Source organism: Streptomyces sp. NPDC022552, from assembly GCF_055561875.1.
In genome coordinates this window covers 1-13440 of the sequence record NZ_JBVHGJ010000012.1, presented here as the reverse complement: position 1 = coordinate 13440, position 13440 = coordinate 1, and the positions used below count along the sequence as shown (strand labels likewise).

Below are 13440 nucleotides of genomic sequence, written 5' to 3'. Positions count from 1 at the left end.
CTGCGGGATCTGTGGACCGTGACCATGAGGCAGAGGAAAGAGGACCTGTGATGGGTATGTGGGCGGAACACCGCGACAGAACCGCACGGAACGGCTTCATCCAGGTCATGGCATTGCTGGGAGCGAGTTTCGTCGCCTGGGAGGTGATCGTCTACAGCGCCGTCGGAGGACGCCCGGGGTTAGGCCCCTCGGGCATCGTCCTGCTCCTCGTCGTCGCCCAACTGGCCCTCCAGGCCTGTGTCATCGTGGCGCGGCCCCTGGAGCGCGGCGCCGGCCCGTCCCGCGGGGCGCTCCTCGCCCTCGCCGCCCAGTTCGCCATCGTGCTGCCGGCCACCGAACTCGTCCACGAGGCCTGCGGCATCCTGGCCGGCACGCTCTCCGGCTCGCTGCCGCTCATCCTGCGCGCCCGCTACGCCTGGCCGCTCTTCGGCCTCGTCATCGCGCTGGTGTCGATGCTCTGCACCAGGGATTCCGAATCGCTGTCCCACGCGCTGCCGCACCTGCTGCTCATGGCCGGCGCCATCGTCGTGGTCGGCCTCATGTCGTACACCCTCACCCAGGCCGTCCTGCTCATCCACCGCACCCGCTGCTCCCGCCACAGCATCGCGAAGGCCGTCGTCGAGAGCGAGCAGAACCGCCTCGCGCGCGACCTGCACGATCTCCTCGGGCACACCTTCTCGGCGGTCGCGATGCGCGCCGAGCTGGTGAACCGTACCTTCAAGGTCTCCCCCGAACGGGCGGCCACCGAGGCCGAGGAGCTGGTGCGGACCTCCCGGCAGGCCATGGCCGAGTTCCGGATGGCGGTACGCGGATACCAGGGTGTGTCCCTCGCGTGCGAGGTACCGACGGCGGCCGCCCTGCTGCGCGCCATGAACATCGAGGTCACCCTTCGCATCGACGCGCAGCCCGAGGGGGACGACGCCTCCCTCGCCCTCGCCGCCGTCCTGCGCGAATCCGTCACCAACGTGCTGCGCCACAGCAAGGCGACGCACTGCACCATCGCGCTGACGGGCGGGCCCAGGTCCGTACGCCTGGAGGTCACCAACGACGGGGCCTCCGTGTCCGTCTCCCGGCTCGGCGGCACCGGTCCCGACACCGGGGGCGCCGGGCTGGGCAACCTCGGCCAGCGGGTCAGCGTGCTCGGCGGCTCCTTCCGCAGCGAGATCCGTCCCGGCGGCGTCTTCCGGGTGGTGGCGGAGGTCCCGGCCCGGGTGGTGCCCGCCTCGCGCAGCTTCGCCGTCGGCGCGCCGGGCGTTCACGCCCCTGCCACCCGTGGTTCCGACATCCGTCGATGGGCGGCACGGATCGCGGTTCCCGTCGCCGCCGGAAAGTGATCCCGCGGGGCCCACCGCACCGACCCGCGCCGTTCACGCCATGACGCACACGAATGTGCGAAACTCGCCCCCTGGTATGGCCGGGTCGGGGACATCGCGGGGGTGTGTGCGTGATACGTGTGCTCTTGGCAGAGGACGTACAGATGGTGCGAGAGGCCTTGGCCTCTCTCCTCGAACTGGAGGACGACGTTCAGGTCGTCGGGGAGGTCGGCAACGGGGAGGACCTCCTTGCAGTAGCCGAGAAGACGCAGCCCGACATCGCGATCCTGGACGTCAACATGCCCGGTCTCGACGGGCTCACCGGAGCGGAGCGGCTGCGCGAGCAGCTCTCCGGATGCCGGATCCTCGTCCTGACCGTGCTCGACGCGCCGAACGTCGTACGCCGTGCGCAGGACATCCGCGTGGACGGGTACATGGTCAAGAACGCTCCGGCCGAGCAGCTCGTCCACGCCGTCCGACGGGTCATGGCCGGCGAGCGCGTGATCACCCCGGAGCTGGCTCTCGCGGCCTGGGAGGGAGAACCGAGCCCCCTCACCGCCCGCGAGGCCGATGTGCTCCGGCTGGTCGCCGCCGGTGCGGAATCGGCCGAGATCGCCGAGCTGCTCCACCTGTCGCCCGGCACCGTTCGCAACTACATCACGGCCGTCGTCGCCAAGCTGGACGCGCGTAACCGCACCGACGCCGTGCGCATCGCCCGCGACGCGGGGTGGCTCCTCAACAGCTGAAACCGGACGCCCCGAGAGCCCCCGCCCCACCGGAGAAACGGCCGGAGGCGCGCGCGATCGGGGCGTCAGTGGCACGTCAGCGAGTTCTGCGAAGGTACCGGCGCCCAGTTGGACCCACCAGACAGCTCCGTGAGAGGAGCGTTCGCGACGTGCGACGCATCAGTCTCCGACGGCCGGGCGGAACATCCCGCCTGGCCGCGTGCCTCACCGCGGTCGGCGTGGTCGCCGCCCTGCTGACGACTTCGGGAGGCGCCGCCGCGTCCCCCGAGCCCGAGCGGGTGACCACGAAGTTCACCGCCTCCGACGGTGTGACCTACACGGCCACCAACCACATGCTGCCCGCGGCCCAGGGCCGCGGCCGGGAATGGCTCCTGACCTGGGCGGGCTCCGCCGACCCCGCCAAGCCGGACTTCCTCGCGGTGGTCGACGCGACCCGCAACTCGCCGACGTACGGCGAAGTGGTCAACACCGTCACTCTCGGCCCCAACCTCGCCAACGAGGCCCACCACATGCAGTACGTGTGGCACAAGGGTGACCGGCTCTTCGCCGGGGCGCTGCTCCAGGACACGGTCTTCGTCTTCGACACGAGCAAGCTGCCCGCCCTGAGCCTGGCCGGTGTCAACTCGACCGTCGACACGCCGTGCGGCACCGCTCCGGACGCCTTCCAGGTGCTCCGTGACGGCACCGCGTACGCCAGCTACCTCGGCGGACCGGACGTCCCCGGCCCCTGCACGTACACCAACGGCGAGGTCCGCGAGGGCAACGGCGCGGCCGGCTCGCCCGGCCAGATCGTGCGGATGGACAAGGACGGCAAGACCCTCGCCGAGATCCCGGCCGCGCTGGCCGAGGGCGAGGACCCGAAGCAGTGCGGCAACGTGCCCGCGCTCAAGAAGGCCACCTGTGCCAACCCGCACGGGATCATGGTCAGCGAAGAGAAGAACATCATGGTGGCGAGCGACTTCGTCGAGGCCCGCCACTTCCTGAGCCCGAAGCTGCCGGACCAGGCCAACCTCGCGCGCCAGACGGTGCGTGTCTGGGACATCAAGGACCGCCAGAACCCGAAGCTGCTCTCCGTCAGCAAGATGCCCGACGGTCCGCGCGCCGGCCTGGAGAAGTCCGCGATGTGGCACGAGTCGCGGGTCGTCATGGAGCCCGCGCTCCCCAACAAGAAGAAGCACAAGGGAGCGTTCGCCTCCTCCATGCTCGGTGGCGCGGTCTTCTACGCCCCGGACGTGACCGTGCCCGAACCGAAGTGGCGCGAGGTCTTCGACGACACCACGGCGTACCGCGCCGCGGGCGCTCCGAAGGACGTCACGGGCGGTGGCGACGCCGCGAGCTGGCTGATGGTCAGCCCCGACGACCGCTACCTGTTCCACACGGTGATGGGCCAGTCGACCGCGTACGGCGAGCCGCTCGACAAGACCACCGGCATGCTCTACGTGCTCGACATCCAGAAGCTGCTGGCCGCGGGCGACGACCCCAAGTGCAACATCGACAAGCTGAAGGAGGTCTACCAGGGCGGCCTGGAGCGCGACTGCCCGGCCGTCACCTCCGCCATGCCGATCCGTGACACCACGGACGGCGGCCCGCACTGGGGCGCGATGGACAACTTCGAGCAGACGTACGGCGGAAAGTTCCGTGAGACCAAGCAGATCCGCCGTCTCGCCACCTCGAACTACTTCATCGCCGGCTCCTTCAGCGGCGACGGCAACCACGAGGTCTGCATGTACGACCTCGACCGCAAGGGCAAGCTGAAGCAGGACAGGTCGTTCCGCGACGAGCGGAGCGGCAAGCCCTGCGTCGACTTCGACCGGACCTCCTGGCCGCACGGCGAGACCGGTCCGGCCCGTCCGCACGGCATCCTGTTCACCGTCAGTGACAGCGTCCTGAAGTGACCGGATCCATCGGTACCCAGGTGACCGCGGCCCTTACCCCGGGCCGCGGTCACCTGGCCGCGCTGGACGGGGCGGCGCCGGGGGAGACCCTGGTGCCGATCGCCGTCGCGTCCGTCATCGGCATCGCGGTGGTGCTGATCATGGCGCGGCGGAACCTGCTGCCCCGCAGATACCTCGGCGTCTCGTTCACCGTCTTCGCCGTGGCGCTCGGCCTCGTCGCCGTCGCCGCGCTCGGTTCGGGGGACAGGGACCGGGGGAACCTCGCCGCCGACGACACCCTCGCCGCGGACGAGCGGACACCGCCGGGCACGCCAGTCCTGCGGACCCTCGCCCTGGGCGGGAAGCAGGTCGGCGTCCTCGTCGTCCCCGGACGGCCCGGCCCCAACCTGGTCGCCGTCGGAGCCGAGAACGCGCGGGCCGGCACCGCCGCCGCCACCCTGCGGCCCGGGGAACGGCGGCCGGGCAGCGCCCAGTCCTGGATTCCGGTGGACCTCCCCGAGGGCCGCAGCACCCTGCGGATCTCCGCGGGTGGCGCGTCGGGCGAGCTCGCCGTCGACACCGGCAGCACGGCCCAGGCTCCGCTCGCCGCCCTGACCACCACCGACGGGCCGGAGTGCGCGGAGGTCGCCCTCGGCGCCCTCGTGGCAGGCGAGCGGGCCCCGCTCACCGCCTGCCCGTCCGACCGGCTCGCCGAACGGGACGCCACCGCGCTGCGCGCCACCGTCCACTTCCTCGCCGCTCGCGGCACGCGTTCCGTGGGCCTCGTCTCCGACGACTCGGAGCGCGGCAGGTCCGCGGCCGCCACGGTCCGCGCGGCCGCCGCCCGCGAGGGCATCGACGTCACCGCTCCCGGCCGCACCACCCAGCCCCTGATCGTCACCACCGGCTGGCCCGGCGCGACGGACGCGACCCTCGCCGTCGAGAGCGGCCGGACCCTCGCCCAGGGCGTCTACCTCGCCCCCTGGCTGCTCGCCCGGTCCGTCATCACGCCCGGCGCGGGCCAGTTGATCCCGCTGCGGTACACACCGAGGCGGGCAGAGGCCATGGAGTACGTCAAGGCTCTCACGGCCCGGATGCCCGGCGCGTACCCGTCGGGCGGCGGCTACGAGGCCTGGCAGCGCGTACGGGAGGAGAAGCCCGAACCCGCACCGCGGCTCTTCGCGGTCTCCGTCGCGTACGTCCCCGGAGGCATGGTCTCCGCGGACGGCAAGGGCCAGAGCGTCGGGCACCGACACGGCGGAGGCGAGACGGCGGAATGGCTGCCCTCGGGAATGATCTCGCCGATCAGCGGCCCCCTGAAGGAGAGGACCAACGATGACCCGGGAGCGTAGACGCGACGAGGGCCAGTGGGCGCTCGGCTCGCGGGAGCCCCTGAACGACAACGAGCGCTTCAAGGCGGTCGAGGATCCGCTGCTGGTGCGCGAACGCGTCGAACAGATCTACGCGCGCGAGGGCTTCGCCTCCATCCCCTCCGAGGACCTGCGCGGCCGGCTCCGCTGGTGGGGCCTCTACACCCAGCGGCGTCCCGGCATCGACGGCGGGCGCACCGCGACCCTGGCACCGGAGGAGCTCGAGGACGAGCACTTCATGATGCGGGTACGCGTCGACGGCGGCGAACTCTCCGTGGCGCAGCTGCGGGAGATCGCCGCGCTGTCCACCGAGTTCGCCCGGGACACCGCCGACATCACCGACCGGCAGAACATCCAGTTCCACTGGATCCGGATCGAGGACGTCCCCGAGATCTGGCGCCGCCTGGAGGCCGTCGGGCTCTCGACCACCGAGGCCTGCGGCGACTGCCCCCGGGTCGTGCTCGGCAGCCCCGTCGCGGGGATCAGCCCCGACGAGGTCCTGGACGCCACGTCCGCGATCCGCGCGATCGTCGACCGGCACGTCGGGGACCCCTCGCTGTCGAACCTGCCCCGCAAGTTCAAGTCCGCGGTCAGCTGGCTGCCGGACGTGCCCTTCCAGATCCACGACATCGCCTTCCTCGGGGTCGAACACCCCCTGCACGGACCGGGTTTCGACCTCTGGGTGGGCGGCGGACTCTCCACCTCCCCCCGGCTCGCCGAACGCCCCGGTGCCTGGGTGCCGCTCGCCGAGGTGCCCGAGGTCTGGGCGGCCGTCGCCGGGCTCTTCCGCGACTACGGCTACCGGCGGCTGCGCAACCGGGCCCGGCTGAAGTACCTCATTGCCGACTGGGGCGTGGAGAGGTTCCGCGAGGTCCTGGAGACCGAGTATCTCGGCCGGCCGCTCGTCGACGGCCCCGAGCCCGTCCTGCCGGCGGCCCCGGTCGACCACGTCGGCGTCCACGAGCAGCGGGACGGGCGGTACTACGTCGGTGCCGCGCCCGTCGTCGGACGCGTGTCGGGCACCCGGCTGGCCCGGCTCGCCGACATCGTCGAGGCCCACGGCTCCGGCCGCATCCGCCTGACGCCCTATCAGAAGCTGCTGGTCCTGGACGTGGTGGACCCCGAGCCGCTCGTCCGCGACCTGGAGACGATCGACCTGATCGTCCACCCCTCCCGGTGGCGCCGCTCCACGATGGCCTGCACCGGCCTGGAGTACTGCAAGCTCGCCATCGTCGAGACGAAGGACCGGGCCGCCGAGCTCGTCGCCGAGCTCGAGCGACGGCTCGCGGGCCAGAGCACGGACATCACGGTCAACCTCAACGGCTGCCCCAACGCCTGCGCCCGCACCCAGGTCGCCGACATCGGTCTCAAGGGCCAGATCGTCGTCGGCCCCGACGGCACGCAGGTGGAGGGCTTCCAGGTCCACCTGGGCGGCGGCCTCTCCCTCGCCAAGGACGACGAGGCGGCCCTCGGCCACAAGCCCCGGGGCCTGAAGGTGACGGCGACCGACCTTCCCGACTTCGTCGAGAACCTGGCCCGCGGCTACCAGGACGGCCGCAAGGACGAGTCGGAGACCTTCGCCCAGTGGGCGGTCCGCACCCACACGGGCCAGGACTGACACCACTCCCCGCCTCTCCCAGGTGCCCGCGGCCCACCCGCCCAGGTGGACCGCGGGCACCTTCGTCGTACGAGGGAGAGCGCGCCGGCGCCGTAGAGGGAAGCGGCGCGTCGGCTTCGTGGGGAGGAGCAAGGCGGCAGGCGGCGTGCGACGTGCACGAGAGGGACGCCGAGACCCCCGTACTCCCTCTTCACGAGGAGGTACGGGGGTCTCGGCGTCCCCACACAGGTGGGCCGGAGGCGGACGCGGGCCGCACGGTGCATCGAGTGCACCGCGGCTCCCGCGCCGTGGATGAGGCACCGAGCCCGCCTCCGGGCTCAGGGGCGGCCCCGCCCGTCAGGCCAGGCCGCGGTTGCGGAGCACGCGGCGCTCCAGGGGGCTGAAGACCAGGAGGTCGATCAGCACGCCCACCGTCAGGATGAGCAGGATGCCGAGGAAGACGCCCGGCATGTCGATGTTCTCTCGGGAGTTCTCCAGGTAGCGGCCGAGGCCGATGCCCAGCTCCGGGGAGGATGCGATGAGTTCGGTCGCCATGAGGGAGCGCCAGGAGAAGGCCCAGCCCTGCTTGAGCCCCGCCGTGTAGCCCGGCAGGGACGCCGGCAACAGGATGTGGCGGGCGCCGCGCAGACCTGTGGCGCCGATGACGCGCCCCGCGCGGAGGTACAGCGGGGGCACCTGGTCGATGCCGGAGACGAGACCGATGGCGATCGACGGGACCGCGCCGAGCAGGATGACCGTGTACATGGCGCCGTCGGTGAGGCCGAACCAGATGACGGCCGCCGGTACCCACGCCACCGACGGCAGCGACTGGAGTCCGGACAGGACCGGCCGGACGGCCGCCCGGACCAGCGGCACCCGGGCGACGAGCAGTCCCAGCGGCGTACCGATGGCCACCGAGGCCAGGAAGCCGAGGAGGCCGCGCTCCAGGCTGGTCCAGACGATGTCGAACAGGGTGCCGCGCAGCCAGAGCGTGCGCAGACTCTCCCAGATCGCCGCGGGGCTCGGCAGTCGGTCCTCGGACACCAGACCGGTCATGTGCAGTGTCTGCCAGACCGTCAGGACGAGGACGATGCCGAGCAGTGGCGGCGCCACCGTCCGTCTCAGTTTCCGTCCGACGGAGTCCCGGCGTTCGGGCTTGGTCTCCAGGGAGTCCAGGCCCGCCTCCAGCCGGGCGAGGTCGGCGTCGTCGCGTCGCTCGGCCTCCGCCGCGCGGGCCTCAGTCTCGGGCATGGCGCCGGATCTCCTCGCGCAGCTGGTCGGTGATCTCCACGGACAGCGTGGCCACGTCCGGGTCTTCGGGGCGGCGCGGCTGCGGCAGGTCGATCTTCCATTCGTGGGCCACCCGGCCGGGCCGGCAGGACATCAGCAGGATGCGCTGCGCGAGCCGGACCGCCTCGCGGACGTTGTGGGTGACGAAGACGACGGAGACCCCCGTGGTCTCCCAGATCCGGGTCAGCTCCTCGTGCAGGACGTCGCGGGTGATGGCGTCGAGCGCGGCGAACGGCTCGTCCATCAGCAGGACCTGGGAGTCCTGCGCCAGGGCGCGGGCCAGCGCGACGCGCTGCCGCATGCCGCCGGACAGCTCGTGGGGCCGCTTGCCGTACGCGTCCTGGAGCCGTACCAGGCTGAGGAGTTCCTCGGTCCGGGTCCGGCGTTCGGCCTTGGGGACACCGCGCAGTCTGAGGACCAGTTCGATGTTCCTGCCGGCCGTCAGCCACGGGAAGAGCGCGTGCTCCTGGAACATCAGCGCGGGCCGGCCGGAGGGCACCTCGATCTCTCCCGAGGACGGCTGGTCGAGACCCGCGATCACGTTGAGCAGGGTGGACTTGCCGCACCCGGAGGACCCGAGCAGACAGACGAACTCGCCGGGCTGGACATCGATGTTGATGTCCTGGAGCACCGTCTGCACGCCCTCGGCACGGCGGAACGTCTTGTGGACCCCCGCCACGCGCACAGCGGGCCCGCGGGGTGCGAGGGAGGCCGCACCGGGCGCGGCGACGTGGTCCGTGGTCATTGTCGGATGCACTCGAGTCAACTCCTGGGTGCGGTGCAGGACGGGCGGACGGCAGCGATGACGTCGTCCCTCATGGCGTGCCGAGCCCGGCATCGTCGAGCGGGGGCCTGCCCGCGGCCTTGCGGACCCTGTTCAGGGGGCCGAGGTCGTAGATGCCGCGCAGCACGGGTCGGTCGAGGAGGCCCGCCTCGGTGGCGTGGGCGGCCTGGGCGCCGAGCGTGGCGGCCAGCGGGTCGTCGGTGAACGTGAGGGAGGACCACGCCGACTCGATGATCTCGGCGGGCAGCGGCTTCCCCGTCAGTTCGCGCAGGGCCTCGTTGACGGACTGTCTGGCCTTCTCGGGCTCCGCGGCGATCCACGCGTTGGCGGCCGCCGCTCCCTCGATGACCGCCTCGACGACGTCGGGGTGCTGGTCGAGGAAGCGCTGCGACACGATGAGGTGAGTGGTCACGAACCGCCGGTCGGGCCAGAGCCGCGCCTCTTCGACGAGGACGCGCGCTCCCTGGGCGACCAGCAGCGAGGCGGTCGGCTCGGGCACCCACGCCCCGTCGATGGAACCGGACTTGTAGGCGTTGGGCGTCATCTTGGTGTCGGTACGGATGACGGACACGTCGCCGCGCCCCGACATCGGGTCCACCTGCCAGCCCTGCTCGCCGATCCAGTGCAGCAGGGCCACGTCCTGGGTGTTGCCGAGCTGGGGGCTCGCGATCCGCTTGCCCTTCACATCGGCCGCCGTACGGATCCTCTTCGGGTCCACGACCAGTTTGACGCCGCCCGACGCGGCCCCCGCGACGATGCGCAGGCCCTTGCCGCCGAGCTTGGTGTATCCGTTGATCGCCGGTGACGGGCCGACCCACGCGAGGTCGATCGAACCGGCGTTGAGCGCCTCGATCGCGGTGGGCCCGGCGCCGAACGTCGCCGTCGACAGCTTCGTACCGCCGAGTTCATTCTGGATCATGCCCTCACGCACGCCCACCAGGGCGGTGGCGTGCGTGAGGTTGGGGAAGTAGCCGATCCGCACCTCCGGGGCGGAGAGCGAGGCGCCCGCCGGCGCCACCCTCGCGGTGGTGCCGACGCGCTGCGAACCGTAGCCGCACGCGCTGAGCGTGGTGCACAGCGCGAGCCCCGCGAGGACGGCGCCCAGCCTCCGGACCTGCCTCATGCGCCGGTCTCCCAGGGGGCCAGGCTGACGAACGATTCGCCCGCCATGCCCGCCGTCAGCGTGGTGCCGTCGGCCGGATCGATCAGCAGAAACGATCCGGTACGGCGGGAGACCGCGTACGGGTCGAGGGCGAGCGGAGCGGCCGTACGGATCCGGACGCGGCCGATGTCGTTGGCCGTCAGCCGCTCCGGGGAGCCGTGCTGGGACAGTGGATCGAGCGTCACCCGGCTGACGAGCTCCTTCACGACCGCCTGCACGGTACGGGTGGTGTGCTTGAGCAGCACTCGTTGACCGGGGACGAGCGGCCGGTCGGCGAGGTGGCAGACCGTGGCCTCGATGTCCTGCGAGGGCGCCGGGGCCTGGTCGGCGGGGACCAGAAGGTCCCCGCGCGACATGTCGACATCGTCCGCGAGCAGCACGGTCACGGACTGCGGCGCGCGGGCCGTCTGCACCGGCTGCCCCAGCAGGTCGATGGCGCTGATCACCGACGTACGGCCGGAGGGCAGCGTCGTGACCTCCTGGCCGACGTGGAGCGAGCCGGACGAGATCATGCCCGCGTAGCCGCGGTAGTCGGGGTCCTCGGCCGTCTGGGGCCGGATGACGTACTGCACGGGCAGACGGGCGGGCGCCCCTGCGGGCTCGGAGCTCACCTGCACGGTCTCCAGGTGCTCCAGGACCGTCGGCCCGCCGTACCAGTCCATGCTCGCCGACGGGCCGACCACGTTGTCGCCGTTGAGCGCCGACACCGGGATCGCGGTCACCTCGGGGACGCCGAGCCCCCTGGCGTACCCGATGAAGTCGTCCGCGATGCCCGCGAAGACGGACTCGGCGTGGCCCACCAGGTCCATCTTGTTCACGGCCAGGACCACGTGCGGCACCCGCAGCAGCGCTGCCACCGCCGCGTGCCGGCGGGTCTGCTCCACGACCCCCTGCCGCGCGTCCACCAGGATGATCACCAGCTCGGCGGTGGAGGCCCCGGTGACCATGTTCCGGGTGTACTGCACGTGCCCGGGGGTGTCGGCCAGGATGAAGCTGCGGTTCCCCGTGGTGAAGTACCGGTAGGCCACGTCGATGGTGATGCCCTGCTCACGTTCGGCCCGCAGGCCGTCCGTGAGCAGCGCCAGGTCCGGCGTCTCCTGGCCCCGGGCCAGGGACGCCCGCTCCACGGCCTCCAGCTGGTCGGCGAGCAGCGACTTCGAGTCGTGCAGCATCCTGCCGACCAGCGTCGACTTGCCGTCGTCGACGGAGCCGGCCGTGGCGAAGCGCAGCAGGGTGGAGCGGTGCTCGGTTCCGCTCGGCCTCGTCGGCATGATCGGCATCAGAAGTACCCCTCGCGCTTGCGGTCTTCCATGGCGGCCTCCGACATGCGGTCGTCGGCCCGGGTGGCGCCGCGCTCGGTCAGCCGGGAGGCGGAGATCTCCTCGATGACGGCCTCGGGGTCGGCGGCGGACGAGTCGACGGCGCCGGTACATGACATGTCGCCGACGGTGCGGTAGCGCACCGTGCGGATCTCCAGCGGCTCGCCGTCCTTCGGACCGCCCCAGTCGCCCGGGGTCAGCCACATGTTGTCCCGCAGGAAGACCTCGCGCCGATGCGCGTAGTAGATCGAGGGCACCTCGATGTCGTGGCGGGCGATGTACTGCCACACGTCCAGCTCGGTCCAGTTGGAGAGCGGGAAGACCCGCACGTGCTCGCCGGCGGCGTGCCGGCCGTTGTACAGCTGCCACAGCTCGGGACGCTGTCGGCGAGGGTCCCAGCCGCCGAACTCGTCGCGCAGACTGAACACCCGCTCCTTGGCGCGCGCCTTCTCCTCGTCCCGGCGCCCTCCGCCGAACACCGCGTCGTAGCGGTGCGTGCGGATGGCCTCGACGAGAGGCACGGTCTGCAGCGGGTTGCGCGTGCCGTCCGGCCGCTCGCGCAGTTCCCCGCTGTCGATGAGTTCCTGTACGGACGCCACGTGCAGCCGCAGCCCGTACCGGGCGACGGTGCGGTCGCGGTAGTCGAGCACCTCGGGGAAGTTGTGCCCCGTGTCGACGTGCAGGAGGGAGAAGGGCACCGAAGCGGGGGCGAAGGCCTTCAGCGCCAGATGGAGCATGACGATGGAGTCCTTGCCGCCCGAGAAGAGGATGACGGGGCGCTCGAACTCGCCGGCCACCTCCCGGAAGATGTGCACCGCCTCGGATTCGAGCGCCTCCAGATGCCGCAGCGGTATGTCTGTCTCGGTCGTCATGTGTGGATCCCGCATTCCGTCTTGGCGCTCCCCGCCCACCGGCCCGCCCGGGCGTCTTCGCCCGGAAGCAGGCGCCGGGTGCAGGGGGCGCAGCCCACTGAGCCGTAGCCGTCCGAGAGCAACGGGTTGACCAGCACCCCGTGCTCGGCGATGTACGTGTCCACGTCCTCGCGCGACCACCGTGCGATCGGGGAGATCTTCACCTTGCCGCGCGCCTCGTCCCAGGCGACGACCGGCGTCTCGGCGCGCTGCGGCGAGTCGAACCGGCGGAGCCCCGTCACCCAGGCGCTGTACGGGGCGAGCCCCTCCTCCAGCGGCTGGGTCTTGCGCAGTCGGCAGCACAGGTCGGGGTCACGGCGGTGCAGTTCGGGACCGTACTCCGCGTCCTGCTCGGCCACCGTTCGACGGGGGAGCAGGGTGATCATCCTGACGCCGCCGACCGCCGCCACCGCGTCCCGCGTCCCGATGGTCTCGGGGAAGTGGTAGCCGGTGTCGAGGAACACGACGTCCACTCCGGGCAGTACGCGCGCGGCGAGATGGGCCACGACGGCGTCCTCCATCGAGGAGGTGACGCACATGCCGGAGCCGAAGGTGTCGGCGGCCCAGCGCAGGATGTCCAGCGCCGGGGCCTCTTCCAGCTCCCGCCCGGCCCGGGTGGCGAGTTCCTTGAGTTCGTTCATCCGAAGCCTCTCGATGTCTCTTCGCGTGAGCGCCGAGAAATGACAGGGAAAGAGCGCGTTGCACCCACCTGATTGCTGAACGGCAGGCGCAGGCTAACGGGGCCGCCGTACACGACGCTGACGAGGCGCTGACCCGGGAGCGGCACGGGCCGGGGTCCGGTGGTACGGGACGGGTGCGGTGGAGTGACGCTCAGGCGTCCGTCAGCGCACGGTAAGCGGCACCTGTCACGATCGGCCGCACAAGGCGCCGACGAAGGCATGGGATTGAGGGTGCGGAGATGAAGTCCGAGACAGGGCCGAGCACGCGCACGCGTCCGGAGGAGCCGGGGAAGGAGATTCGCCGGCTCGATCGGGTGATCATCCGGTTCGCGGGTGATTCCGGTGACGGTATGCAGCTCACGGGTGACAGGTTCACCTCGGAGACGGCGTCGTT

Annotated in this window: 11 protein-coding genes; 5 read left to right on the top strand and 6 right to left on the bottom strand. The window is 71.6% G+C overall.

The annotated features are described in order from the left end of the window. Positions 1 to 107 precede the first annotated feature (107 nt). The 5 genes from ACZ3OF_RS27030 (at position 108) to ACZ3OF_RS27010 (ending at position 6921) form a co-directional block, all read left to right on the top strand. A complete protein-coding gene (locus ACZ3OF_RS27030; RefSeq protein WP_361679414.1) occupies positions 108 to 1334 on the top strand; it encodes a sensor histidine kinase in 1227 nt (408 codons plus the stop codon). Between the two features lie 53 nt (positions 1335 to 1387). Further along, positions 1388 to 2059: a response regulator transcription factor gene (locus tag ACZ3OF_RS27025; protein ID WP_361679411.1), complete on the top strand. Its 672-nt coding sequence runs from the start codon at positions 1388 to 1390 to the stop codon at positions 2057 to 2059. A gap of 149 nt (positions 2060 to 2208) precedes the next feature. Further along, positions 2209 to 3954, top strand: a complete 1746-nt coding sequence (locus tag ACZ3OF_RS27020) for a hypothetical protein (protein ID WP_361679408.1) — start codon at positions 2209 to 2211, stop codon at positions 3952 to 3954. After that, positions 3951 to 5285, top strand: a complete 1335-nt coding sequence (locus tag ACZ3OF_RS27015; protein WP_467307279.1) for a hypothetical protein — start codon at positions 3951 to 3953, stop codon at positions 5283 to 5285. Before ACZ3OF_RS27020 ends, ACZ3OF_RS27015 begins: the two co-directional genes overlap by 4 nt. Beyond that, a complete protein-coding gene (locus ACZ3OF_RS27010) occupies positions 5269 to 6921 on the top strand; it encodes a nitrite/sulfite reductase (protein WP_361679402.1) in 1653 nt (550 codons plus the stop codon). The genes ACZ3OF_RS27015 and ACZ3OF_RS27010 overlap by 17 nt, the downstream gene beginning before the upstream one ends. Before the next feature lie 336 nt (positions 6922 to 7257). Here ACZ3OF_RS27010 and ACZ3OF_RS27005 read toward each other — a convergent pair whose 3' ends face one another. The 6 genes from ACZ3OF_RS27005 to ACZ3OF_RS26980 form a co-directional block, all read right to left on the bottom strand. Continuing rightward, positions 7258 to 8151 carry an ABC transporter permease gene (locus ACZ3OF_RS27005; RefSeq protein WP_361679399.1) on the bottom strand — a complete coding sequence of 298 codons (894 nt, stop codon included), beginning with the start codon at positions 8149 to 8151 and terminating at the stop codon, positions 7258 to 7260. Further along, complete coding sequence (locus tag ACZ3OF_RS27000; protein ID WP_361679397.1) at positions 8138 to 8935, bottom strand: ABC transporter ATP-binding protein; 798 nt, start codon at positions 8933 to 8935, stop codon at positions 8138 to 8140. Before ACZ3OF_RS27000 ends, ACZ3OF_RS27005 begins: the two co-directional genes overlap by 14 nt. A 70-nt stretch (positions 8936 to 9005) precedes the next feature. Beyond that, positions 9006 to 10097 (bottom strand): ABC transporter substrate-binding protein, encoded by a 1092-nt coding sequence (locus tag ACZ3OF_RS26995; RefSeq protein ID WP_467307275.1) that lies wholly within the window; start codon positions 10095 to 10097, stop codon positions 9006 to 9008. Next, positions 10094 to 11407 carry a sulfate adenylyltransferase subunit 1 gene (locus ACZ3OF_RS26990; protein ID WP_361679392.1) on the bottom strand — a complete coding sequence of 438 codons (1314 nt, stop codon included), beginning with the start codon at positions 11405 to 11407 and terminating at the stop codon, positions 10094 to 10096. Before ACZ3OF_RS26990 ends, ACZ3OF_RS26995 begins: the two co-directional genes overlap by 4 nt. An 8-nt stretch (positions 11408 to 11415) precedes the next feature. Continuing rightward, complete coding sequence (gene cysD, locus ACZ3OF_RS26985; RefSeq protein WP_361607861.1) at positions 11416 to 12327, bottom strand: sulfate adenylyltransferase subunit CysD; 912 nt, start codon at positions 12325 to 12327, stop codon at positions 11416 to 11418. Then, positions 12324 to 13007: a phosphoadenylyl-sulfate reductase gene (locus ACZ3OF_RS26980; RefSeq protein WP_361679389.1), complete on the bottom strand. Its 684-nt coding sequence runs from the start codon at positions 13005 to 13007 to the stop codon at positions 12324 to 12326. Before ACZ3OF_RS26980 ends, cysD begins: the two co-directional genes overlap by 4 nt. Positions 13008 to 13440 lie beyond the last annotated feature (433 nt).